This is a genomic window from Pannonibacter indicus, from assembly GCF_001418225.1.
In the GTDB taxonomy this organism is placed as follows: domain Bacteria; phylum Pseudomonadota; class Alphaproteobacteria; order Rhizobiales; family Stappiaceae; genus Pannonibacter; species Pannonibacter indicus.
Map to the genome: position 1 here is coordinate 80,561 of NZ_LIPT01000009.1, position 23,860 is coordinate 104,420.

General features: G+C 64.0%; 24 protein-coding genes and 2 pseudogenes. 16 read left to right on the top strand and 10 right to left on the bottom strand.

Annotation, left to right across the window (positions count from 1 at the left end):
• Window positions 1-58 precede the first annotated feature (58 nt).
• From ASC48_RS13655 to ASC48_RS13690, 8 genes are all read left to right on the top strand, one after another.
• Window positions 59-946: a carbohydrate ABC transporter permease gene (locus ASC48_RS13655; protein WP_197717594.1), complete on the top strand. Its 888-nt coding sequence runs from the start codon at window positions 59-61 to the stop codon at window positions 944-946.
• A 2-nt stretch (window positions 947-948) separates the two neighbouring features.
• On the top strand, window positions 949-1,794 hold the full coding sequence (locus tag ASC48_RS13660; RefSeq protein ID WP_055456301.1) for a carbohydrate ABC transporter permease: 846 nt from the start codon (window positions 949-951) through the stop codon (window positions 1,792-1,794).
• Entirely contained in the window at window positions 1,791-3,875 is a 2,085-nt protein-coding gene (locus ASC48_RS13665; RefSeq protein ID WP_055456302.1) for an alpha-galactosidase, read from the top strand. The genes ASC48_RS13660 and ASC48_RS13665 overlap by 4 nt, the downstream gene beginning before the upstream one ends.
• A gap of 115 nt (window positions 3,876-3,990) precedes the next feature.
• Window positions 3,991-4,761 (top strand): SDR family NAD(P)-dependent oxidoreductase, encoded by a 771-nt coding sequence (locus ASC48_RS13670; RefSeq protein ID WP_055456303.1) that lies wholly within the window; start codon window positions 3,991-3,993, stop codon window positions 4,759-4,761.
• Window positions 4,758-5,675, top strand: a complete 918-nt coding sequence (locus ASC48_RS13675) for a 2-dehydro-3-deoxygalactonokinase (protein WP_055456304.1) — start codon at window positions 4,758-4,760, stop codon at window positions 5,673-5,675. Before ASC48_RS13670 ends, ASC48_RS13675 begins: the two co-directional genes overlap by 4 nt.
• Before the next feature lie 3 nt (window positions 5,676-5,678).
• On the top strand, window positions 5,679-6,290 hold the full coding sequence (locus ASC48_RS13680) for a 2-dehydro-3-deoxy-6-phosphogalactonate aldolase (protein ID WP_208975722.1): 612 nt from the start codon (window positions 5,679-5,681) through the stop codon (window positions 6,288-6,290).
• Window positions 6,287-7,159: an SMP-30/gluconolactonase/LRE family protein gene (locus ASC48_RS13685; RefSeq protein ID WP_055456306.1), complete on the top strand. Its 873-nt coding sequence runs from the start codon at window positions 6,287-6,289 to the stop codon at window positions 7,157-7,159. Before ASC48_RS13680 ends, ASC48_RS13685 begins: the two co-directional genes overlap by 4 nt.
• Window positions 7,156-9,069 (top strand): beta-galactosidase, encoded by a 1,914-nt coding sequence (locus ASC48_RS13690; protein ID WP_055456307.1) that lies wholly within the window; start codon window positions 7,156-7,158, stop codon window positions 9,067-9,069. Before ASC48_RS13685 ends, ASC48_RS13690 begins: the two co-directional genes overlap by 4 nt.
• 393 nt (window positions 9,070-9,462) lie before the next feature.
• On the opposite strand, the gene ASC48_RS13695 is transcribed toward ASC48_RS13690, so the two are convergent.
• Complete coding sequence (locus tag ASC48_RS13695; RefSeq protein ID WP_050471810.1) at window positions 9,463-9,834, bottom strand: response regulator; 372 nt, start codon at window positions 9,832-9,834, stop codon at window positions 9,463-9,465.
• Between the two features lie 172 nt (window positions 9,835-10,006).
• Here ASC48_RS13695 and ASC48_RS13700 point away from each other — a divergent pair, with 172 nt between their 5' ends.
• From ASC48_RS13700 to ASC48_RS13710, 3 genes are read left to right on the top strand one after another with little or no spacing between them, the layout of a single operon-like run.
• The gene (locus ASC48_RS13700; RefSeq protein WP_082440133.1) at window positions 10,007-10,276 is read left to right on the top strand and encodes a DUF3572 domain-containing protein; all 270 of its coding nucleotides are present in this window, start codon (window positions 10,007-10,009) and stop codon (window positions 10,274-10,276) included.
• A gap of 7 nt (window positions 10,277-10,283) precedes the next feature.
• Entirely contained in the window at window positions 10,284-10,955 is a 672-nt protein-coding gene (locus ASC48_RS13705) for an HAD family hydrolase (protein ID WP_055456349.1), read from the top strand.
• A 16-nt stretch (window positions 10,956-10,971) separates the two neighbouring features.
• The gene (locus tag ASC48_RS13710) at window positions 10,972-12,300 is read left to right on the top strand and encodes a DNA polymerase IV (RefSeq protein WP_055456309.1); all 1,329 of its coding nucleotides are present in this window, start codon (window positions 10,972-10,974) and stop codon (window positions 12,298-12,300) included.
• A 221-nt stretch (window positions 12,301-12,521) separates the two neighbouring features.
• Here ASC48_RS13710 and ASC48_RS13715 read toward each other — a convergent pair whose 3' ends face one another.
• Complete coding sequence (locus tag ASC48_RS13715) at window positions 12,522-13,412, bottom strand: cell envelope integrity EipB family protein (protein WP_055456310.1); 891 nt, start codon at window positions 13,410-13,412, stop codon at window positions 12,522-12,524.
• Window positions 13,413-13,645: 233 nt separating this feature from the next.
• Between ASC48_RS13715 and ASC48_RS13720 the strand changes: the two genes are divergently transcribed.
• The 4 genes from ASC48_RS13720 (at window position 13,646) to ASC48_RS13735 (ending at window position 17,033) form a co-directional block, all read left to right on the top strand.
• Entirely contained in the window at window positions 13,646-14,110 is a 465-nt protein-coding gene (locus ASC48_RS13720; RefSeq protein WP_055456311.1) for a RidA family protein, read from the top strand.
• A gap of 86 nt (window positions 14,111-14,196) precedes the next feature.
• Window positions 14,197-14,958: a glycerophosphodiester phosphodiesterase family protein gene (locus ASC48_RS13725; protein WP_055456312.1), complete on the top strand. Its 762-nt coding sequence runs from the start codon at window positions 14,197-14,199 to the stop codon at window positions 14,956-14,958.
• Between the two features lie 233 nt (window positions 14,959-15,191).
• Complete coding sequence (locus ASC48_RS13730) at window positions 15,192-16,448, top strand: GNAT family N-acetyltransferase (protein ID WP_055456313.1); 1,257 nt, start codon at window positions 15,192-15,194, stop codon at window positions 16,446-16,448.
• Window positions 16,449-16,604: 156 nt separating this feature from the next.
• Entirely contained in the window at window positions 16,605-17,033 is a 429-nt protein-coding gene (locus ASC48_RS13735; RefSeq protein WP_055456314.1) for an HIT family protein, read from the top strand.
• A 19-nt stretch (window positions 17,034-17,052) separates the two neighbouring features.
• Here ASC48_RS13735 and ASC48_RS13740 read toward each other — a convergent pair whose 3' ends face one another.
• The 8 genes and pseudogenes from ASC48_RS13740 to ASC48_RS13775 form a co-directional block, all read right to left on the bottom strand.
• Window positions 17,053-17,418 carry an AzlD domain-containing protein gene (locus ASC48_RS13740; RefSeq protein WP_141658959.1) on the bottom strand — a complete coding sequence of 122 codons (366 nt, stop codon included), beginning with the start codon at window positions 17,416-17,418 and terminating at the stop codon, window positions 17,053-17,055.
• Window positions 17,415-18,206 carry an AzlC family ABC transporter permease gene (locus ASC48_RS13745; RefSeq protein WP_244270059.1) on the bottom strand — a complete coding sequence of 264 codons (792 nt, stop codon included), beginning with the start codon at window positions 18,204-18,206 and terminating at the stop codon, window positions 17,415-17,417. Before ASC48_RS13745 ends, ASC48_RS13740 begins: the two co-directional genes overlap by 4 nt.
• Before the next feature lie 211 nt (window positions 18,207-18,417).
• Window positions 18,418-18,672: a type II toxin-antitoxin system RelE/ParE family toxin gene (locus tag ASC48_RS13750; RefSeq protein WP_341860381.1), complete on the bottom strand. Its 255-nt coding sequence runs from the start codon at window positions 18,670-18,672 to the stop codon at window positions 18,418-18,420.
• 74 nt (window positions 18,673-18,746) lie between these two features.
• Window positions 18,747-18,992: a ribbon-helix-helix domain-containing protein gene (locus ASC48_RS13755; RefSeq protein WP_055456316.1), complete on the bottom strand. Its 246-nt coding sequence runs from the start codon at window positions 18,990-18,992 to the stop codon at window positions 18,747-18,749.
• Between the two features lie 194 nt (window positions 18,993-19,186).
• Window positions 19,187-20,587, bottom strand: a complete 1,401-nt coding sequence (locus ASC48_RS13760; protein ID WP_055456317.1) for an L-serine ammonia-lyase — start codon at window positions 20,585-20,587, stop codon at window positions 19,187-19,189.
• On the bottom strand, window positions 20,588-22,132 hold the full coding sequence (locus ASC48_RS20275; RefSeq protein ID WP_072242614.1) for a serine hydroxymethyltransferase: 1,545 nt from the start codon (window positions 22,130-22,132) through the stop codon (window positions 20,588-20,590).
• 150 nt (window positions 22,133-22,282) lie between these two features.
• Window positions 22,283-22,429, bottom strand: a pseudogene (locus ASC48_RS20280) (sarcosine oxidase subunit delta); the annotation flags it as partial.
• A gap of 76 nt (window positions 22,430-22,505) precedes the next feature.
• On the bottom strand, window positions 22,506-23,201 hold the full coding sequence (locus tag ASC48_RS13775; protein WP_055456318.1) for an FAD-dependent oxidoreductase: 696 nt from the start codon (window positions 23,199-23,201) through the stop codon (window positions 22,506-22,508).
• 95 nt (window positions 23,202-23,296) lie between these two features.
• Here ASC48_RS13775 and ASC48_RS19985 point away from each other — a divergent pair.
• Window positions 23,297-23,839: pseudogene (locus ASC48_RS19985) on the top strand (AraC family transcriptional regulator); the annotation flags it as partial.
• Window positions 23,840-23,860: the final 21 nt, after the last annotated feature.

The following is a 23,860-nucleotide window of genomic DNA, read 5'->3' on the forward strand; positions in this document are numbered from 1 at the left end:
CAGAAACGTCCTCCGGAGCTGATCCGGGGGACATGTTCCCGAAAGATCCGAGGCCGAGATGACCGCCTTCTGGAAAGCGCGCCAGCGCATGCTTGCCCCGTGGCTTTTCCTTGCGCCCGGCGCCCTGATGTTCGTTTTCTACGTGATTGCGCCGGTCTTCCAGTCGGTCAGCATTTCCTTCTATGACTGGGACGGCATCGGCACGGCCCGGTGGATTGGCGCTGACAACTACGCCGAGCTGCTGGATGACGAGGCTTTCTATGTCTCGCTGAAGAACAACGTCATCTGGCTTGCGCTCTACATGCTGGCCATTCCGGCAGGCCTGATGATCGCGATTTTCCTGAACCAGACGGTCTGGGGCATCCGGGTCTACAAGTCCCTGTTCTTCTTTCCCTTCGTCATCAGCCAGGTCGTTGTCGGCCTGATGTTCTCGTGGTTCTATGCCCCAAATTTCGGCCTGTTCTACAAGTTGATCGAGGCAGTGACCGGTCAAGGGGTTGCCATTCTGGCGGAAGAGAACCTCGTGACTTACGGCATCATCGCTGCGGGCCTTTGGCCGCAGATCGCATATGTGATGATCCTCTATCTCACCGGCCTCAACAACGTCGCGCCCGACCAGATCGAGGCAGCGCGGCTGGACGGAGCGAAGGGCTGGAAGATGCTCTGGTACGTCATCCTGCCGCAGCTGCGCCCGGCCACCTTCATCGCCGTCATCGTCACCGTCATCGGCGCGCTGCGCTCCTTCGACCTTGTGTCGATCATGACATCCGGCGGCCCCTTCGGCTCCTCGCGGGTGCTCTCCTTCTACATGTACGAGCAGGCCCTGTCCGAATACGGCTTCCGCATGGGCTATGGCGCGGCCATTGCCGTTGTCCTCTTCGCCATCATGATGATCTTCATTTCCGGCTTCATCTGGAAGATGTGGCGCGACGAGAAGGAACACTGAGCATGTTTCCCCGTCCCATCCAGCAACTCCCGGCCCCGGCCCGGGCGCTTTACAAGGCGGCCCTGCCGGTTGCGCTTGTCCTGTGGCTGCTCCCGCTTCTGGGCGTAGCGCTCACCTCGCTGCGCCCCTCCTCCGACCTGGCGTCCGGCAACTATTTCGGCATGCCCTCGGCCATCGCCTTCGAGAACTATGTCACCATCTTCCAGAACTCGCCCATCGCCGCCTATATCCTCAACAGTTTCAAGGTGACGATCCCCACCGTCATCGGCGCTGTGGCTCTGTCCTGCATGACGGGCTTTGCGCTCGCCATTTACAAGTTCCGCTCCAACCTGCTGGTCTTCTTCCTGTTCGTAGCGGGCAACTTCGTGCCCTTCCAGATTCTCATGGTGCCGGTGCGCGACCTGACGCTGCAGATGGGGCTTTACGACACGATCACCGGCCTTGCCCTGTTCCACATCGCCTTCCAGACCGGTTTCTGCACCCTGTTCATGCGCAACTTCATCAAGGCCCTGCCCTATGAGCTGATCGAGGCGGCGCGGGTGGAGGGCGTGAGCGAGCTGAAGATCTTCTGGTACGTGGTCATGCCCCTGATGCGCCCCGCCATTGCCGCCCTGTCCGTGCTGATCTTCACCTTCATCTGGAACGACTATTTCTGGGCCATGGTTCTGACCACCGGCGCCGACACCCAGCCGGTCACCGCCGGGCTCAACTCGCTCAACGGCCAGTGGATCGCCGCCTGGCACCTCGTTTCCGCCGGGTCGATCATCGCCGCCCTTCCGCCTGTGCTGATGTTCTTCCTGATGCAGAAGCACTTCATCGCCGGCCTGACGCTGGGAGCCGTGAAATGACCGGGAACACCGCGCAGCACTGGCGCCTTGATTGCGCAGGGCAGAGCCTTGTTCTCACGTCTTCAGGCGGTGTGCCGGAGGCCATCTACTGGGGCCCGGCCCTGCCGCAGGAGGAGGACCTTGAAGCTCTCGTAGCGGCCAGCCGGTCTGATCTCACCGGCGGCATGCTCGACGCCCTGCCCCCGCTGAGCCTCTGCCCGGTACAGGGCAATGACTGGCAGGGCCAGCCGGGCCTCGTGCTGCGCTCTGCTGAGGGTGAGCTGCGGCAGCCCCGCTTCGCCTTCCGTGAATCCCGCCAGAGCGCCGGAAGGCTGGAACTGATCTCCACCGCAGCAGGCCTCACACTCACCCATGTGATCGAAGCGAAAGAGACCGGCGTTTTCGTGCTGCGCACCCGGCTGGAGTCCCTTGCGCCGGTGCGCGTGGACTGGCTCGCCGCGCCCGTGCTGCCGGTGCCGCAGAGCGCAGACCAGATCCTTGATCCGGCGGGCAAGTGGATCGGCGAATTCCGCATGCAGTCCACGCCCTGGACCACCGGCATCCGCCAGCGCGAAGCGCGCACCGGCAGGTCCGGTCAGGAACACCCGCCCTATGCGCTGTTCACGGAACCGGGTTGCCGCAACACTTCAGGCGAAGTCCGCGCCCTGCATTACGCCTGGCCCGGCGGGCACCGCTTTGTGGCCGAAGAGCTTTACGACGGGCGCAGGCAGGTGCAGTTCGGCCATGCCAGTAACAGCGAGCGCGAGGCTGGAACCTGCTTTGAGACGGCAGACCTCATCGCCGCCGTTTCCACCTCCGGCCTCAACGGCATAGCCACTCTCTTCCAGCGCGACATCCACGGCCGGGTGGTGACATGGCCCGATCCGGCCCGCCCCCGGCCCGTGCATTACAACTGCTGGGAAGCCATCTACTTTGACCACGAACTTTCCGCGCTCACCGAAATCGCCGCCAAGGCGGCCGCCATCGGGGCGGAGCGTTTCGTGCTGGATGATGGCTGGTTCGGCCGGCGCGATGATGACACCACGAGCCTTGGCGACTGGACCGTGGACCGGCGCAAATGGCCGGACGGTCTGACGCCGCTCATCGAGGCTGTTCACAAGCTGGGAATGACCTTCGGCCTATGGTTCGAGCCGGAGATGGTGAGCGAAGACAGCGACCTTTACCGCGCCCATCCGGACTGGATCCTTGGTCCGGCGGACCAGACACGCGGGCGCAATCAGCTTGTGCTGAACATGGCGCTGGAGCCGGTGCGTGATCATCTGTTCGGGGCGGTCTCCGCCCTGCTCTCCACTTACGCCATCGACTACATCAAATGGGATCACAACCGCCTGCTTCCCGTTGTAGACGCAGCGCAGGCGCGCGGCACGCTGGCTCTTCTGGCGCGGCTGCGTGCCGCTCATCCGCAAGTCGAGATCGAAAGCTGCGCCTCAGGCGGCGGGCGGATTGATGCCGGCATCCTCACCCACACCCAGCGGGTCTGGCTGTCGGACAGCAACGACGCACTTGAGCGCCTGCGCATCCAGCATGATGCGGCGCTGTTCCTGCCCGCCTCAGTCACCGGCAGTCATGTGGGCCCGCGCCATTGCCACACCTCGGGCCGGGTTCTGTCCATGAGCCTGCGCGCCCGCGTGGCCGCCCAGCGGCACATGGGCTTCGAGATGGACCTGCGCGAACTCGATCCGGAAGAGACGGCCATTCTGACCGCCGTTACCGGCTGGTGGAAAGCCAACCGGGACTGGCTGATGCACGCAGACATCCTGCGCCTCGATGCGGCTGATCCTTCCGTCACCGCCGAAATGCAGCTGGCGCGGGATGGCAGCCGCTTCGTGCTGTCCTCCGGTCAGGCGGCGGCTTCCGCACAGGCCCTGCCCCGCCCGCTGAAGCTGACCGGGCTGGATCCGGCGGCGCGTTACCGGCTGGTGCTGCTCAACCCGGAAGATGTGCCGCCCCAGTCTCGCGGGGCCTGCGCCCTGAAGAGCGGACCGGTGACGCTCTCCGGGACCGCGCTGATGCAACAGGGAATCATGCTGCCCGTCGCATGGCCGGGCACAGTTTTCACGGTGGAAGGAACCCGTCTGTGAGACTGGATGGCTTGTCCGGTCTCCCGATCCATCGGCATAAAGGCACACACTGAAATATCAGCGGCGGCCAACGCAGCAGCGAAGCCCGCCCGCAGGAACCTGAAGGGGCTACATCATGAACGCACAGCCGGTCTTTCCCGATCTCAAGGGCGCATCCGTCTTTATCACCGGCGGCGGCTCCGGCATTGGCGCCAGCCTGACGGAAGCCTTCCTGCGGCAGGGCTGCAAGGTGGCCTTCGTGCAGCGCTCCGATGCCTCGGGCTTCTGTGACGAGATGGAAGCAAAAACCGGCAGCCGCCCCTTGTTCCTGCCCTGCGACATCACGGACATTGACGCCCTGAAGGGCGCGATTGCCAAGGCAGCGGAAGCCCATGGCACGATCACGGTTCTCGTCAACAACGCCGCCAACGACCAGCGCCACAACACGCTGGACGTGACGCCGGAATACTGGGACTGGGCAATGGCCATCAACCTGAAGGCCTATTTCTTTGCAGCTCAAGCGGTTATCCCCGGCATGCAGAAGGCGGGCGGCGGCTCGATCATCAACTTCAGCTCCATCAGCTACATGATGGGCAACGGCGGTTTCCCGGCCTACACCTCCGCCAATTCCGCCATCAACGGTCTGACCCGCAGCCTTGCACGCGACTTCGGCCCTGACCGCATCCGCGTCAACGCACTCGCCCCCGGCTGGGTGCTGACGCAGAAGCAGAAAGATCTCTGGGTGACGCCGGAAAGCCTTGCCGCCCATGTAGAGCGCCAGTGCCTGAAGGACACGCTGGCGCCGGAAGACATCACCGGCGGTTGCCTGTTCCTGGCCTCCTCCGCCTCGAAGATGATGACCGGACAGGCGCTCGTCATTGACGGCGGCGTGGTGGTGACGGGATGAGCGAAGAGGTTTCCCCCGGGTGGATTGCCGCTGACTGGGGCACCACGCATCTGCGCGTCTTCGCCATGGAAGGGGCACGCGTTCTGGCGCAGGCCTCTTCGCCCAAAGGCATGGCAAGCCTTGCAAGAGACGAGTTCGAGGGCGCGCTGCTGGAACTGATCGCCAATTGGCTGCCAGAAGATCGAAAGACGCTGGTGATTGCCTGCGGCATGGTGGGCAGCCGTCAGGGCTGGGTGGAAGCGCCCTATGCAGCAGTCCCCTGCCCGCCGCTCCAGGCCAGCGCCATGGTCGAGACCCCCGTTGCTGATCCGCGCCTGTCGGTCTGGATCATTCCGGGCCTCAGCCAGAACACTCCTGCCGACGTAATGCGCGGCGAGGAAACCCAGATCGCCGGTTTCCTCGCCGGCAATCCCGGCTTTTCCGGCACGCTCTGCCTGCCCGGCACCCACAGCAAATGGGTGCGGATCGATGGCGGCACGGTCACATCCTTCAGCACCTTCATGACGGGCGAACTCTTCGCGCTCCTGTCGAAGTCCTCCGTGTTGCGCCACGGCATGGCGGATGAGGGCTGGGATGCGGAGGCCTTTGCAGGCGGCGTGACGGCCAGCCTTGCCCGGCCGGACATGCTGGCTGCCGCCTTCTTTTCGCTGCGGGCTGAAGGACTGCTGCATGGGCTTGCGGCAGCATCTGCCCGTGCGCGCCTGTCCGGCCTCATCATCGGCGCAGAGATTGCGGCGGTGCGGCAGGGCGTCTCAGGAGACGTCACGCTGATCGGCGCCCCGGCTCTTTCCGCGCACTATCTGGCGGCGCTGAAACTGGCGGGCCTTGACGCGCGCGCAACGGCGGGCGAAAGCCTGACACTGGCTGGACTTGGGCTTGCGCGCCGGGTCCTCACGGAAAACCAGAAAGGCTGACTGATGCGTCCCTTGATTGCCATTCTGCGCGGCATCACCCCTGCCGAGGCCCTGCCGGTGTGCGAGCGCCTGATCGCTGCCGGTTTTACCCGCATCGAGGTGCCGCTCAACTCGCCCGATCCCTTCACCAGCATCGCCGCCATGGTGCGCGAGTTCGGCGACAGCGCCATCATCGGCGCAGGCACCGTGCTGACGGTGGAAGACGTGATGAAGCTCTCCGACACCGGCGCCCGCATGGCCGTGTCGCCGAACTGCGATCCGTCCGTCATCCGCGCCACCAAGATTGCCCGCATGCAGTCCTTCCCCGGCGTGATGACCCCGACCGAGTGTTTCGCCGCCCTGCAGGCGGGCGCCGACGGACTGAAGCTCTTCCCGGCCGGTCTTCTGGGCTCTGAGGGCGTCAAGGCTATCCGCGCCGTGCTTCCGAAGGAAACCCGGCTCTATGCCGTGGGTGGCGCCGGGCCGGACAATTTCGCCGACTGGCTGAAGGTCGGCATTGATGGCTTCGGCATCGGCACAGCGCTCTACGTGCCGGGGTTGACGGTGGGAGACGTTGAAACCCGCGCCCGTGCCATGGTGCAGGCCTTCGACATTGCCAAGGGAGGCGCCCGATGAGCGCCGCTTCTGCTTCCTCCGTCTTTGACGCCACCGTCTGCGAGCTGGGCGAAGGCCCATTGTGGCACCCGCTGCGCCGCCAGCTTTTCTGGTTCGACATCCTGAACAAGAGTCTTCTGACCCAGGAAAACGACCACAGCCGTATCTACCGCTTCGAAACCATGGTGTCGGCCGCCGGCTGGGTGGACGAGCGCAAGCTGCTGATCGCCAGCGACCGGGAGCTATTCTCCTTCGACGTCGAAACGGGCGCGGCCCGCACGGTCTGCGCGCTGGAGGCGGACAATCCGGCCACCCGTTCCAACGATGGCCGCGCCGACCCTTATGGCGGCTTCTGGATCGGCACCATGGGCAAGAACGCCGAGAAGGATGCCGGTGCCATTTACCGCTGGTACCGGGGCGAGCTGCGCAAGCTGTTTGCGCCCATCACCATTTCCAATTCCATCGCTTTTGCCCCGGATGGCGGGACGGCCTTCTTCTCCGACACGGTCACTGGCTGTGTCATGCGCGTGGCACTGGATGATGCCGGCTGGCCGAAGGGCGGGCCGGAGGTCTTCCTCGACCTTACCTCCGAAGGCCGCAATCCGGACGGGGCCATTGTGGATGAAAGCGGTCTTCTGTGGCTGGCGGAATGGGGCTCCTCCCGCGTTGCTGCCTATGCGCCGGACGGCAGCTTTGTGCGTGCCATCACATTTGATGCGCCCCACACCAGCTGCCCGGCCTTTGGCGGGGATGACCTTGGCACCCTGTTCTGCACCAGCGCCCGTCAGGGCCTCGGCGCCAGTGCAAGGGCTGCAAAGCCGCTTTCCGGCATGACCTTTGCCGCCGCCAGCGGGGCGCAAGGCCAGAAAGAGCATCGAGTAAACCTGTGACCGACCGTACCCGCGCCCTTGGCGTCTGCTACTATCCCGAACACTGGCCCGCTGCCCAGTGGGCCGAAGATGCGGCCCGCATGAAGGAAATCGGCCTCACCTATGTGCGCATCGGCGAATTCGCCTGGGCGCGCATTGAAGCCGGGCCCGGCGCACTGGACTGGACCTGGCTGGATGAGGCCATCGAGGTTCTAGGCAAGGCAGGCCTCAAGGTGGTGCTGGGTACACCGACCGCAACGCCACCGCGCTGGGTGCTGGACCGCCATCCGGACATGATCGCGCTGGATGCGCAAGGCCGTCCGCGCGGCTTCGGCTCGCGCCGCCATTACTGCTTCTCCCATGAAGGCTACCGGCAGGAATGCGCCCGCATCGTCACGCTGATGGCCGAACGCTATGGCCGCAACGAACATGTGGCCGCCTGGCAGACCGACAATGAATACGGCTGCCACGACACCATCCTCAGCTATTCCACCGCTGCCCGCGATGCTTTCCGCAACTGGCTGGCGCGCAAGTATCAGTCGCCGCAGGCGCTGAACCGGGCCTGGGGCAATGTGTTCTGGTCGATGGACTATGCCGGTTTCGAGGAAATAGACCTGCCGAACCTGACCGTGACTGAGCCGAACCCGGCCCATGTCATGGACTTCCGCCGGTTTTCCTCCGATCAGGTGGTCAGCTTCAACCGGCTGCAGACGGACATCATCCGCCGCCATTCCGATGCACCCATTGCCCATAACTACATGGGCCGCATCGTTGAATTCGATCATTTCGCCGTAGGGGCTGATCTCGATATCGCCAGCTGGGATGCTTACCCTATCGGCTTCCTCTCCGACCGGCTGGAGGCAAGCCCCGAGCACAAGCGCCGCTATCTGCGTCAGGGTGATCCGGACTTTCAGGCCTTTCATCACGATCTCTACCGCGCCGTCGGCAAGGGCCGCTGGTGGATCATGGAGCAGCAGCCCGGCCCGGTGAACTGGGCGCCCTACAACCCCGATCCGCTGCCGGGCATGGCACGGCTCTGGGCCTGGGAAGCCTTTGCCCACGGGGCGGAAGCGGTATGTTATTTCCGCTGGCGGCAGGCGCCTTTCGCGCAGGAGCAGATGCATGCCGGCCTGCTGCGCCCCGACAGCGCCGCTGCCCCCGCCTATCACGAGGCGGCAAAGGTGGCCGAAGAGCTGAAGGCCCTGCCCGTCACCGCCGTGGCAAAGGCGAAAGTGGCTCTCGTCTTCGACTATGAAAGCGCCTGGGCCTGGTCCATCCAGCCGCAGGGCAAGGATTTCGATTACTTCGCCCTGCTGTTCCATATCTACAAGGGCCTGCGCCGCCTTGGCCTTTCCGTCGATATCCTGCCGCCCACGGCCCAGGATTTCAGCGGCTACAGCCTTGTTCTGGTGCCGGGGCTTTTCACCCTGACAGAGACGCTGAAGACCGCGCTCACCGCTTCAGGTGCCGCCGTCATCGCAGGCCCACGCTTCAATTCCAAGACCCCGGACTTCACCATTCCTGTGCCGCTGCCGCCCGCCCTGCCGGGGCTGGACTGCCTTGTGGCGCGGGTTGAAAGCCTGCCGCCCGACGCGCCGGTTCCGCTTGTGGCGGGCGGCGCCTTCACCGGCTGGCGCGAGGTGCTGGAAGGCAGTGCCGAAGTGGTGGAAGAGGCCGTGGACGGCACGCCTGCTGCCATGCGCGCGGGCAACATGACCTATCTCGGCGGCTGGCCGGACGAGGAAGCCCTCGACCGCATCCTGCGCAGCGCTGTCATCAATGCCGGGCTGGAGGTCACGGACATGCCGGAAGGCATCCGCCAGCGCGACACGGCCACGCACCGCTTCCTCTTCAACTACGGCCCCGAACCGGTCCACTTCGCCGGGCACCACATTCCGGCGGCCGGTGCGGTCTGGGTGCCGGTTGGGTAAGGGAAAGTCCCCGCCGAAAACCTTCGGCGGGGCGATCATTCTGTTTGAAAATCTGTCTTCTGGTTGCGTGGCGGCCGGCGCGGGGCTGCCAATCCGAGGAGGCCACTCATCGGGCAGACACCGCGCCAGCCTTGCCCCACGGACCCAGGAGATGCGGCGGACCCAGGCGCTCCGTAGGGTATTCAGTTCAATCAGCTTAAATAAATGCCCTGCTTTCCCGCAGGTGCCCTTTAAATACAGGAATTACAGTAGCGAATCGGCATGGGAAATCAATCAGCACCGCCGCCACATCAGTCAAATCATAAAAAGTTAGTAAACTTCTAACCTTAATTCACGCACCAGCCCTTGCGGAAGCCCGTGAGGCTCCGCAGAAGGTGCAGAAAGGCGTGAGGATCAGGCCTCTCCGAGATAGGAGCGCACCGTCTCCAGGAACTTGGTCACGGAGATCGGCTTGGAGATATAGGCCTCGCAGCCCCCCTGCCGGATACGCTCTTCATCGCCCTTCATGGCGAAGGCGGTGACGGCGATGACCGGGATGGTGCACAGGTCGTCGTCTTCCTTGATCCATTTGGTCACTTCCAGCCCCGACACTTCGGGCAGCTGGATATCCATCAGAATCAGGTCCGGCCGGTACTTGCGGGCCAGCTCCAGCGCTTCAATGCCTGTGCGGGTCTGCAGCGTGCCATAGCCATGTGCTTCCAGAAGGTCGTGAAACAGCTTCATGTTGAGTTCGTTGTCTTCAACGATCAGCACAGTCTTGGACATGCAAAACAGCCTTCGCCGGTCACGGCACGGAGGGAAACGGCAACAGGAGAGATGACGGCGCAGCACCGATTGGCTGGCGTCTCTCCCCTGCCCGCATTACTTAAGAACAAATGGTAGCGCGGATTCGTTTCGGAAAGGCAAAAATGCAATGGCAATTCCTGAGTCTCGGAGCATGAGCTTTGAAAAAGCAGAAGAAATGGCCCTGGACGCGCTTTTGCACCTGACGCGCGACCCGGAATTGACGGGCCGGTTCCTTGCGCTCTCCGGTATCGGGCCGGATTCGATTCGCTCTGCGGCTGCGGAGCCCGGATTTCTGGCAGGTGTTCTTGAGTTTTTCATGACGGATGAGCCGCTGCTTCTCACCTATTGCGAGAATTCCGGCGTCCGCCCCACCTTGATTGCCGCCGCGCGCTATGTGCTGGCCGGCGGCCCGGACGCCTGAGCGCCGCATGTCCACATTAGCCGCCCCCGGCCGGGGTGTCCTCGACCAGATTGCCCTGCTGCCCCGCTCCACCCGCCCGCTGATCATCTGCGATGTGGACGAGGTGGTGCTGCACATGATTCTGCATCTGGAGGAATTCCTTGCCGCGCGCGGCCTTGTCTTCATCGCCTATAGCTACAGGCTGACCGGCAACATTGCCGAAGAGGCCTCCGGCCGGCTGCTGGGCGCGGACGAAGTGCACCGTCTGGTACAGGGATTTTTCGAGGATATCTCGGACCGGCAGACCATCGTCGATGGGGCCGTCCCGGCCCTGACCCGCCTGTCGGAAACCTTCGAGATCGTCTTTCTGACCAATCTGCCGGGCGTTGCCAACAAACCCTTGCGCGAAAAGCTGCTCGCCGCCCATGGGCTGACCTTTCCGGTCGTCACCAATTCCGGCCCCAAGGGCGGAGCTGTCGCGGCGCTCTCTGCCGGGCGCGGCCAGCCGGTCGTCTTCATCGATGACAGCCCGCAGAATCTTCAGTCGGTGGCGCAGGCGCTGCCCTCGGCGCGGCTGATCCAGTTCGTGGCCGATCCCCGCTTCCGCCAAGCGCTCGATCCCCTGCCCGGCCTTGATCTTGTCTCCGGCGACTGGCTTGAGACAGAAGCCCATATCAGGACTATGATCACCTCCCGGTAGGATCAGGGCCAAAGGCATGGGTGAAGCGGGCAGCACAGACGCAGCAGCGGTGGGGCAGCGCCCCCGGCCGCTTTGCCGTGACTGCGGCGCAAGGCCGGAGCCCGGACGCCAGCGCTGCAAGGCCTGCGGCAGCCCGCGCCTTGTCAGCCATCCGGAGCTGGACCAGCTCGCAATCGCCCATATCGACTGCGACGCCTTCTATGCCTCCATCGAAAAGCGCGACAATCCGGAGCTGCGCGACTTGCCCGTCATCGTCGGTGGCGGCCAGCGCGGCGTTGTCTCCACCTGCTGCTACATCGCCCGCATCCACGGGGTGCGCTCGGCCATGCCCATGTACAAGGCGCTGGAAGCCTGCCCGGATGCGGTGGTGATCAAGCCCAACATGGCCAAATACGCCGAAACCGGACGGCTGGTGCGCGAGCGGATGCTGGCGCTGACGCCGCTGGTGGAGCCGCTGTCCATCGACGAAGCCTTTCTCGATCTCACCGGCACCACCCGGCTGCATCACGCCACGCCCGCCGAAGTGCTGGCCCGCTTCATCCGCGATCTGGAAAGCGAGGTGGGCATCACCGCCTCCGTTGGCCTTGCCCCCAACAAGTTCCTCGCCAAGATCGCCTCGGACCTCGACAAGCCGCGCGGCTTTTCGGTGATCGGGGCGGCGGAGGCCAAGAGCTTTCTGGCGGAACGGCACGTGGGTCTCATCTGGGGCGTCGGCAAGGTGTTTCAGGGCAAGCTCGCCAGCGACGGCATTACCACCATCGGCCAGTTGCAGGGAATGGACCCGTCGGACCTCATCCGCCGCTATGGCACCATGGGCCTGCGGCTCGCCAAGCTGTGCCAGGGCGAGGATGACCGCAGCGTCTCGCCGGAGCGGGAGACCAAAAGCATCAGCGCCGAAACCACCTTCGACAAGGATATCGCCCAGGTGCCGGTGCTGCGCCCCATCCTGCGCGACCTGTCGGAAAAGGTGTCGCGGCGCATGAAGAAGGCGGGCTTTGCCGGACGCACCGTCACGCTGAAACTGAAAACGGGCGACTTCCGCACGATCACCCGCTCCCGCCAGCTGTCCAGCCCGACGCAACTGGCCGGACGCATCTTCGCGCTGGGGGACGAGCTTCTGGCGGATGCTGCCAAGGGCCAGCACTTCCGCCTCATCGGCATCGGCCTGTCGGATCTGTGCGATGCAGACCTTGCTGATCCGGCTGATCTTGTCGATCAGGAAGCCGGCCGCCAGGCAAAGGCCGAACGGGCCATCGACGCCTTGCGCGAGAAATTCGGCCTCACCGCCGTCGAAACGGGATTAACCCACGCAGCCAAGCTGAAACGGCGGCCGGAGGTGGAGTAAACCCGCCCTTTCCTCCTGCCTGAACAAATCCCCCAGCCCCTCTCCATCGTCTTCCCGGACGCGCTTGCGCGATCCGGGACCGGTGAGCCGGAGTGTGGGTTGGATTCCGACGGACCAGAGCCGAAAGGCCTTGGCTCACCGGTACCGGATCTTCGCTTCGCTTTCTTCCGGTGTGACGAAGGAAAGGTTGTACCTGCCTCGCAGGCCACTCTCCCCTGCGCTCACTTCTTGCAGGGAGCGGCCGCCGGGAGGGCCTCGAAGTTGGTCAGCTTGCCTTCCAGCTTGAAGTCGCCGTAGTCGAGCTTCAGCTTGCGGCTGACGCCGTTTTCATAGAGCAGGAAGCTGATCTGGTAGACGGGCGTTGCCTCGCCGCCATGGTCGAGTTCCGGATCGAAATAGGCGATCGTCACCGGCCAGCGCTGGCCCGCGCCGATGCCGGACACGGCCTTGGCCTCTTCCTCACCCGGCGCATCCTCACCTGATTGCGGCGCGCCGATGACAGCCGCAGTGCCATAGACCTTTTCACCCGTCTCCGCCCCGTCGAACACATCCGCCTCGAAGAAGGAGCCGCCCTCTCTGGCCGCGTTGATCAGCGCCTGAATGTGGGAAATCGGATAATAGACATCCTTGCCGGTCTCGACCTTCTTCTCCTCAGGCTCGGTGAGGCTGATGGTCAGGCGGTTGTCCTTTTCCTCGGCCGTGCCGCGGGTTTCCATGGTCAGCGTCTGGCCGGAATAGGTCTGGCTGAGGAACTCCAGCGTGTTGGCGTCCGGTTCCTCGAAGGTGGAATTGCGCAGATCGGTGATGCTGGAGGTGCCGCTGTCATCCACAAAGCGGGTGACGATGCGCAGATTGACCGAATAGCCCTCGCAGGCCGAGCCCGTCATTTCATAGACCATACGCCCGGTGATGTCGGAAATGCTGACACCATCGCCCGCATCCGACAGCTTCATGTCATAGACGGCGCGGTGCGGCATCAGTGGCAGTGGTCCGGACTGGGTGGAAGCAGCGGCGCTGCCCGCCCCCGCAAGCCCGATCATGCCGGACAGAAAGATTGGCCAGGCGCGCCAGGATCCCTTGAAGTTAGGAACGGCTGCTCGTTTTCCCGACATCAATCACTCCTCATCGAACACATGAACTGTCAGCCAACAGCCCTTTCCCTAGCACACTCGCTGGCAATTCGGGCAAGTTTGAAGCAGCGCGGAACAAGTTTGCCCCCAAAGATGCTGCAAGTCGGCTTCCCGCCCTCAGTTTCGGATGCCTGAAAGCCCGGAAGCCCTTGCCGGGCGTGTAAATTTGCGCAATCACTGACGCCGGTTCCCGCCCCTTTTCAGAGGAAGATTCCGTGTCTGGTACCATCGAAGCCCGCCTTGCCGAACTCGGCGTCACCCTGCCGGTTCCCGTCGCGCCGCAGGCCAATTATGTTCCGGTGGTGCGCACCGGCAACCTGCTGTTCATCGCCGGCCAGATTCCGATCGGCCCGAACGGCATCGAATATGTCGGCAAGGTCGGCGCGGAATTCAGCGTTGAGGAAGGCGCCGCCTGCGCCCGCCTGTGCGCCATCAACATCCTCGCCCAGACCAAATCCGCCATCGGTGACCTCGACAAGGTCGTGCGTGTCGTCAAGCTGACCGGCATGATCAACTCCACGCCGGACTTCACCCAGCAGTCGCAGGTCGTCAACGGCTGCTCCGACTTTATCGTCGACGTGTTCGGTGACAAGGGCCGCCATGCCCGCACCTCCGTCTCCGTCGCCTCCCTGCCCTTCGGCGTTGCCGTCGAGGTCGAGGCTGTCATCGAAGTCGAATAATCTTCGGCTAAAGCTCCGGGCGGGCTGCCCGCCCGGACCTTGTTTCCCCCTGCTGCGGCCATTGCCGCCATTCCGGATCATTCCCCATGACCGATCATTCCTGGATCGTTTCCCGCCCGATCGCCCACCGCGGCTTCCACACGGCTTCCGCCGGCATCATGGAAAACAGCCCCACCGCCATTGCCGAGGCGATGACGCGCAACTACGCCATCGAGGTGGACGTGCAGGAAACCGCCGATGGCCGGGCACTGGTGTTCCATGATGATGATCTGGACCGGCTGGCTGAAGGCACGGGGCCTGTGCTCGCCCGCACCGCCGCCGAACTGACCGCCATCCGCATGCAGAAGGGCACGGACCGGCTGTGGCTGCTGGAAGAGCTGCTGGAACAGGTGAACGGCAAGGTGACACTGGTCGTCGAGATCAAGTCCTTGATGAAACCGGATGCGCAGGCGGATTTCGTGCGCGGTGTCGCCGATACGGTGCGCGGTTACAAAGGCCCGCTGGTGCTGAAATCCTTCGATCCGGACATGCTTTCGGTGCTGCGTGAGCACGCCCCGGAAATCCCGCGCGGCATCGTTGCCGACAGCACGCCCAACAAGGGCGAATACCGTCAGCTGACGCGCATGCAGCGCTTCATCCACCGCCACCTGCTGCACGCCCCGCGCACCCGGCCGCATTTCATCTCCTATCATTACAAGGACTTGCCGATGATGGGGCCGAGCATCCTGCGCAAGTTCTTTGACCTGCCGATCATGACCTGGACCGTGCGTGACCCGGCCGACCGCCAGCGCGCCCTCGCCTTCGCCGACCAGATCATTTTCGAGGGCTTTGACACCGACAAGGTGTGATACCCAAACCCGGTGAGCTGGGTTCATCGGGTTTGGGGCGAGCCCTTGCGGCGTCTGAGCATTTCGAAGGCGTGATGCGCCAGCATCTCAGAGCCTTGATACAAGGCCTTCTGCGGCCGGACACGGACACCCGCAAAATCTGCGCCCTCCCCCTTGCGCCGCGCTCTACAGGCTCTACCCTTTGAGCGGGGCGCAAACCTCCCGCGCCAGTCAGCCTTGAGGATAGCGGTCGCATGAGCGGCAACACACCGGCAGATCAGGACGGCGGCCTTGCGGTGACGCTGCGCATTGCCAATGGCCTTGGCGGCGTCGCGGCAGAGGACTGGGACAGGCTCGCCAATCCCGGCTGGGTCATGGGTCCGGGCGGCCACCTCAAGCCTTCAGAAACTGAGTCCGGCGCGGACTTCAACCCCTTCATCTGCCACGCCTTTTTGCAGGCGCTGGAGGAATCTGGCTGCGCTTCGGCCCGCACCGGCTGGGCGCCGCGCCATCTGCTGCTGGAAGCGGCAGATGGCACGCTGCTGGGTGCGGTTCCGGCCTGGCTGAAAAGCCATTCGCAGGGCGAATATGTGTTTGACCACGGCTGGGCCGAGGCGTTTCACCGGGCGGGCGGGGAATATTATCCGAAGCTCCAGGTCAGCGTGCCCTTCACGCCCGCAACGGGCCGCCGCTTCCTCACCCATCCAGATCTCGACAGGGAGACCGGCATCGCTGCCCTGTCGCAGGGGCTGGTGGAGGTCTGCCGCCAGTCGGGCGCGTCCTCCGTCCACGCCACGTTCCTGACGGAACCGGAATGGAACCAACTGGGCGATGCCGGCTATCTGCTGCGCACTGACCAGCAGTTTCACTGGGAGAACCGGGGCTACGCGAGTTTTGACGGCTTTCTGGAAGAGCTTGCCTCGCGCAAGCGCAAGGCCATCCGCAAAGAGCGCAAGGAGGCTCTGTCTGCCGGCATCGAGGTGGAATGGGTGACAGGCCGCGATCTGACCGAGGCCCATTGGGACGCATTCTTCGCCTTCTACATGGATACGGGCGCGCGCAAATGGGGCCGTCCCTATCTCAACCGGCGTTTTTTCTCGCTGGTAGGCGAGCGCATGGCGGAGCGCATCCTGCTGGTCATGGCCAAACGCGAGGGGCGCTACATCGCCGGGGCACTGAATTTCATCGGCTCGGACACGCTGTTTGGCCGCAACTGGGGCTGCACAGAGCGTCACCCCTTCCTGCATTTCGAGCTTTGCTACTATCAGGCCATCGACTTTGCCATCGCCCACAGGCTGAAGTTGGTGGAAGCGGGCGCGCAAGGCGAACACAAGCTGGCGCGCGGCTACCTGCCCCGCCTCACCCGCTCCGCCCACTGGATCGCCCATCCGGGCCTTCGGGCCGCCGTCGCCGACTATCTGGAGCGGGAACGGCGGGCGGTGGAGATGGATGCCGCCATCCTCAGCAAACATGCCCCCTTCCGGAAGTGCGCCCAGGATGAGGCGCCATAGGCCGCATGTGACGCAGAGTCCTCAGCGAGTTGAGAACCGCGTTTCACACACTGACTCAGCTGCTTCACAAACAGAGTCAATGCTCCGCAAATGCCCGTTGCCCGGCGCCAAGGGTGCCGTTAGGGTGCCCGCAAACACCCTTGAACGGAGAGACTGATGACCAGCCCTGCCTATGACGACAGCAACGTCTTTGCCAAGATCCTGCGCGGCGAACTGCCCAGCCACAAGCTCTATGAAGACGGTAAGACGCTGGTGATCATGGACATCATGCCCCGTGGCGACGGCCATGTGCTGGTGATCCCCAAGGCCCCGTCGCGCAACATTCTCGATATCGCCGAGGAAGACCTCTTTGCCGTCATGGCCACCGTGAAGAAGATGGCACAGGCCGTGATGAAGGCCTTCAGCGCCGATGGCGTGACCATCCAGCAGTTTTCGGAGAGCGCCGGCGGCCAGGTGGTGTTCCATACCCACTTCCACGTCATCCCGCGCTTTGAAGGCATTGCCCTTCGCCCCCACACCAGCGCCATGGCCGATCAGGCCGTGCTGGCCGAACAGGCGGAGAAGATCCGCGCCGCACTGGCGTAAAGAGAAAAAGCTGTTGGGATCACCCCAACAGCAGCCAGCCGCCGATGAGAACAGCTTCGGCGGCAAGAACACCGGCAAACACGGTCTGCCGGGCGGCATGGAAGGCGGCAAAGCCGCATACTGCGGCGGCCACACGCAGCCAGGCGGAGGTCTCGGCCAGCGCTCCGCTCGGGAAAAGGATCAGTTTCGAGATCACTCCCGCCACCAGAGCCGTCGCGATGGAGCGCACGAAGATCAGGATTTCGCTGTCCTCGCGCAGGTTTCCCGCCGCCAGAACGCCGAGCCAGCGCCAGATATCCGTCGCCAGCCATCCGGCGAAGATGATCATCACGTAGGGCCACCACGCTGTCACGCCCTGCATGAAGGCTGTTTCTGCCGCCATCATCCGGCCCCCCACCCTGCCCGGCGGGCAATCCGCACGGCAAGATAAGCCGTGGCACCGCCGGCCGCGCCGGTGATCAGCAGATCCGGCCCCGGCACAAGCCAATAGACCAGCGGCCCCAGCACGAGGCCAAGGATCATCGCCAGCTTGTCGGTTGGCAGGCGCCCCGCCGTCCACAGCGAACAGAGGAAATAGACCGGTGTCAGCAGGAACAGCGCTCCGGCCACCATCGGCGGCATGGCGTCGATGAGCACATAGGAAACACCGGTAACCACCGTCACCGTGCCGGTGAGGAAACACGCAAAGCCGAGGAAGAACGGCAGCCGCCCGGTTCTTGGCAGATCCGGCAGGTTGCGCATGGCAAAGACCCAGGCGGTGATGGCAACGAAATGCGAGGCAAAGAGCAGCAGCCAGGTTTTCGCTTTCTTCTCCGCCCGCAACACCGGCATCAGCGCGACGGTCATGGGCATCAGGCGCACGGAGGCCAGCGCCACGGCTATGGCCGCCGGGATGAGCCCCATCCCGGAGGCAATCGCGCCAGTCAGCACCACGATGCTGGGCAGCGCCCAGACGAGGCCGGCCATCATCAGCGTCTGCGGCAGCGTCAGCCCGCTTTCCCGCGCCAGCCCCGCATAGCCGACGAAGGCAGCCGCCAGAATGAAGCCAGGAATGGAAATGGCGGCCCGGACGCCCCTGAAAGCCCAGACCCTCGCCGGAAGAACCGCCTCAGTCTCCGGTGCAGGGGCTGCCCCTGTTCCCGTTCCGGGAGGCGGCATGTCTGATTGCGTCATGATCCGTGATCCGTCCGGATGGCCCCCGGCCGGAGGCGAACCTCAACCAGCAGCAGCCCACCCGCTTGCAGAACATTGGCACACACGGAAACAGTGTGCGGCAGGAGGCCTATTGGTAACACCGCCAAGCTGCGCGAGCCAAGGCCGGGAGCGTGAAAAAGGGTTCCATGTGGAGAAGGAAATGGCGATGCGAATCCGCCTTCTGTGAACATCAGAACAAGGCCGCAAGATCCCGGCAGCCATCCACACCCCGGACGACTTCCACCGTATGGATGTCACCTTCATCCACATCCGGATGGGTTTCATAGAGGATCACATGAGGTGCCTCGACCAGCATGCGGGCAGAGCGGTAGATTTCCGGATGCCGCTCACCGGCCCTCGGATGCTCGGCCAGCAACTCCACCCGCGCCCGCAGCCGCGTTGCATAGCGCCCGGCGGCTTGTGGCTGCTCCCGGCCTATACTCACAAATATGGCAATATGGCTTTCACATCGCCACGGGCTTTTGGTGTCCAGACAAGCCTAGCCGCCATGGCGCTTGCTCAGAGCAGTTCCTCGCGAGCCTCGGCCAGCATGCCGTCAAGGTCCATGTCAGAGGCACTGCCGCTGGCCTTCCCCTCCTGCCAAAGGCTTTTCAGGTGCCCGATATCGCCGCGCCGCTGTGCCCATTTGGCGGACCAGTCGCGCAGGGCCTCGCGGATAACCTCACCGCCGCTGGCAACGGCCTCGCGCAGCAGGTCGGCCTGCTGCGGCGTCATGGAAACGCTGATCTTTTCGACACTGGCCATGAAGCATCTCGCCGTTGGCTTGTTGGTAAAGATGACTAACGCACACGGCAGGCTTCAAGTCTCCACACATGAGGGATGGCAAGGCTCCCGGCCTTGAAGGATAGCGCCTCGCAAAGGCTCACAGACGCAAGAAGATGCCGGCTCCCGGGACGCAAGCGCGGCCAGGAACCGGAAGACTGCAAGCCATCAGCCGGTCAGCATTCCGGCAAGTTGACGGCGATGCCGCCCTGGGATGTTTCCTTGTACCTGTCGTTCATGTCCCGGCCGGTGTCACGCATCACCCGGATGCAATTGTCCAGCGGCAGGAAATGCGTGCCGTCGCCGCGCAAGGCAAGGCTTGCGGCTGAGACGGCCTTGATCGCGCCGAGGGCATTGCGCTCGATGCAGGGAACCTGGACGAGGCCTGCGGCAGGATCGCAGGTCATGCCGAGGTGATGTTCCAGCGCAATCTCCGCCGCATTCTCGATCTGCGCATTTGTGCCCCCCAGAACCGCGCAGAGGCCCGCCGCCGCCATCGCCGAAGCCGATCCGACTTCCCCTTGGCAGCCAACCTCGGCACCCGAGATCGAGGCATTGTGCTTGATCAGGCCGCCGATGGCTGCCGCCACCAGCAGATAGTCGCGGATCTTCTCCTGATCTGCCCCGACGCAATGATCGAGATAATAGCGCCCCACCGCAGGCACGACGCCGGCCGCACCATTCGTGGGCGAGGTCACCACCCGGCCACCGGCCGCATTCTCCTCGTTGACGGCCATGGCATAGACGCTGAGCCAGTCATTTGCCTGATGGGGCTGACTGAGGTTCTGCCCGCGCTCCCCTTCCAGCTGCCGGTAGATCGAACGGGCTCTGCGGCGCACCTTGAGGCCGCCCGGAAGGATGCCCTCCTGCGTCAGCCCGCGCGTGATGCATCCATTCATGGCGGCCCAGATTGCGTCGAGCTTTTCGTCCAGCTGCGCGCCCAGCTGCGCCTCCTCGTTGGCGCGCTTCATCTGGGCGATCGTCTTGCCGGAAGCAGCGCCCATCTCCAGCATCTGTGCCGCCGTCTCGAACGGGAATGGCACGGCAGCACCGTCCTGGACGGGCGCTTGCCCCGCCTGGACCGCCTCCAGCTCGGCGCTGGTGACGACGAAGCCGCCGCCAATCGAGTAATAGGTCTGCTCGTGGCAAACCTCCCCTTCGGCATCAAAGGCCTTCAGGATCATGCCATTCGGGTGGCCCGGCAGTGCCGGGCCATAGTCGAAGACGAGGTCACGGTCCGGCTGGAAGACCAAGGTGCCAAGCCCCTCGGGGCTGACACGGCCGGTGCTGCGCACCCCGGCCTCAATCCCGTCGGCACTGTCGGGGTCCATTGTGTCCGGACGCAGGCCGCACAGGCCCAGGATCACCGCACGGTCCGTCGCATGCCCCTTGCCGGTGAAGGCCAGGCTGCCATGCAGGCTTGCATAAAACCGGTGCGGCCGGGCCGTGCCGGAGATCTTCCCGGCCCCGCGGCGCAGGTCGTCGAGGAAGCGCGCAGCGGCAGCCATCGGGCCCATCGTATGCGAGGACGATGGGCCGATGCCAATCTTGAAGATGTCAAAGACCGAGAGGAACATTCATGCCTCGTAGATTGGAAAGCGGTCGCACATTGCCTTGACTTCGGCGCGGATGAAAGCTTCGAAAGCCGCGTGCCCCTCCGGATTTTCACCCAGAGCGCGCAGGACACGCAGGATCATCTGACCGATCTGCCGGAACTCGGCCTCGTCAAAGCCGCGGGTGGTGCCGGCCGAACTGCCGAGACGGCTGCCCGAGGTCATGAATGGCTTTTCCGGATCAAACGGAATGGCGTTCTTGTTGCAGGTCAGGCCCGCCCGCTCCAGAGCGATTTCCGCCGCCTTGCCGGTGACGCCAAGCGGTCGCAGATCGCACAGGACCATATGGCAGTCCGTTCCGCCCGAAACGATGCCGACGCCCCCCTCAATCAGCGTATCAGAAAGCGCACGGGCGTTGGCGATGACCGCCTTCGCATAGTCCTTGAACGAGGGCTGCAGCGCCTCGCCGAAGGCAACGGCCTTGGCCGCGATCACATGCATCAGCGGGCCCCCCTGATTGCCGGGGAATACGGCGGAGTTGAACTTCTTCGCCAGATCGCCGTCATTGGTCTGAATAACGCCGCCGCGCGGGCTGCGCAGGGTCTTATGCGTGGCCGGCGTGGTCACATGCGCATGCGGCACCGGATTGGGGTATTCGCCCGCGGCGATCAGACCTGCGTAATAGGCCATATCCACCATCAGATAGACGCCAATCTCATCCGCAATGGCGCGGAAGGCGGCGAAACCGATATGGCGCGGATAGGCAGAGGCGCCCGCCACGATCAGCTTCGGCCGCTCGGCCAGACCAACCATGTTCTGATGATAGTAGCCGATGGCCGTTGTCCGCGTCATCAGCGTGACACCGGCCGCACGCGGCTGCGAAAGCTGCCCGGAGAGCCAGGGCCAGGCGTTCAGCCCCTCGATCTGCACGGAAGGATCGCAGAGGAGCAAACCACCCATTTCCGGGCTATCGTCCACCAGCACGACCTTGGCGCCGGACCTCGCGGCGGTCAGCGCTGCCGCGATACCGGCCGCCCCCCTGCCAACGACCAGCACATCCTTATGCAGATAGCGCGAGGCATAATTGTCCGGATCCGGCTCGGACGGCAACTTGCCGAGGCCGGCAGCCGCGCGGATGAAGGGCTCGTAGACCTTGTCCCGGAAGCTGCGCGGCCATATGAAGGTCTTGTAGTAGAAACCCGCGGAAAAGAGCATGTAGGCGCGGCCGTTCACCGCCCCGATGTCGCACTTCAGCGACGGCCATTTTTTCTGGCATTCGGCCACCAGCCCTTGGCGCAGTTCCTGCACGGTGGTACGGGTGTTCGGCTCGAACCGGCCAGGACCGCGCGAAGTGCCGATCAGGGCGTTCGGCTCTTCGGAACCGGCGCTCACTGGTCCGCCGGGCCGGTGATACTTGAAGGAACGGCCCATCAGATGCACGCCATTGGCCAGCAGCGCCGACGCAACCATATCACCGCGAAGACCTTCATAACGGCGGCCGTCAAACGTGAATCTGACAGGCTCGGCAGGATCTGTCCGGCCCAGGCCGGGGACGCGATAGCGGCTCATTCCACGCCATCCAGTTCGGTCTCTGCCGGACGCTCTTCGCCGGCCTTGTAGGTCTTCAGGAACCTTTCGCTCACCCTGTCGCGGCAGGCGTTGAAAAAAACGGCCGCAGCCATGGGCATGGCGCCAGCGTTCAAGGTGCTTGCCGCCCGCATTCTTGCGGATGAAGAGGAAATCACGCCATTCCTCGCCCGAGAGGGCGGAGGGGGCTGCCGGGCGCGCGATATGGGCCTTGCCCGCATAGGCAAACTCAAGTTCGGGCAGGGTTTCGTCGCAGTAGGGACAGGGGATCAGGAGCATCGGAAACCTCTCATAGCCAGGCTCTGGGATGCTGCCGCATCCCGCCTTGAAATTGCTCAAACGCCGCACGGGCTCATCAGTGCGCGACGGCAGCGGCAGCGGCCTCGCCGATCAGACGGCCGGTGGTGAAGCGTTCCAGGGTGAAGGGTGCATTGACCGGATGCGGCTCATCCTTGGCCACGGTCCAGACGAGCGTATGGGCAGCGCCCGGCGCCGCCTTGAAGCCGCCGGTTCCCCATCCGCAGTTCACATAGAGCCCCTTGACCGGATAGCGCACGTCCGGGCTGATGCTCAGTGGCGGGCAGAAGGCCTTGGCTTCAGCCGCCGTCAGCCAGCGGTTGTTCACCCCGTTGAGCCGGTTGGCGTGAATGTGGCGCTGAAAGGACTGCACGTCATGAACATTATGCACCAGCATCATCACGCCGCGCTTGGAATACATGACGTTGTAATTGAGTTCCTGGCTGAGGTTCTCCCACAGGTCCAGGGCATGATCGTAAAGCCGGACGCTTTCGTCATAGAGATAGTTGGAGCGGATGATGGCCATGTTGCGTCCGGTGTTGCCGCCGCCCAGCCAGCCCTTGCCGGTCGCTGCGACATTGGTGATGCCGTGTTCCTTGGCAAGGTAATAGGCCGCACCCAGACCATGCCTGCCTGCCCCGACGATCATGACGTCATACTCGGCCTTGGGCTGGCTGTCCGGCCATTGTTCGCGCCAGTTCTTGTGGCCTGTCAAAGCGTTTTTGAGCAGGAACATGGCAGAGAAACGTTGCATGGCGGGATCCTCTCAATCGCGGCTGAGTGTCACATTATGATCTTGGATCGCACCTTGAATGTAGATTTGCGCCAGGTGTCATGTAGGATCGCGTCATGACACCTGCCCGCGCCATCCCCCCTGCCCGCCAGCGTGTTGCCTTCCTGCTGGCCGGCCCGTTCACCCTGCCGGCCTTTGCCAATTTCTTGGATGTTCTGCGGCTGGCGGCGGATGATGCGGACTAGTCGCGGCGGATTTTGTGCGACTGGACCGTACTGGCAGAGCAGATGGATCCGATCCGGTCCAGCTGCGGTGTCAGGGTGCAGCCGGACATGCCGCTGCGCCGGGCGGGACCCTTCGATTATCTGGTGGTGGTCGGAGGGCATATCAGCGACCGGGCGGCCTTCGGCCCGCTGGCGCTCGGCTTCATCGCGGAAACGGCAGCGCAGGGCGTGCCGCTGGCCGGGCTTTGCACCGGCGTGTTCACGCTGCAGGCTGCGGGTTTGCTGCAAGGCTACCGGTGCTGCGTCAGCTGGTTTCACCATCAGGACTTCATCGACCGTTTCGAAAATGAAATACCGATTTCGGATCAGATTTTCGTGGCGGACCGGGACCGGCTGACCTGCTCGGGCGGGCATGGCGCGGCGCATGCGGCTTCTGCGACGCGCCGCATCTGGCGC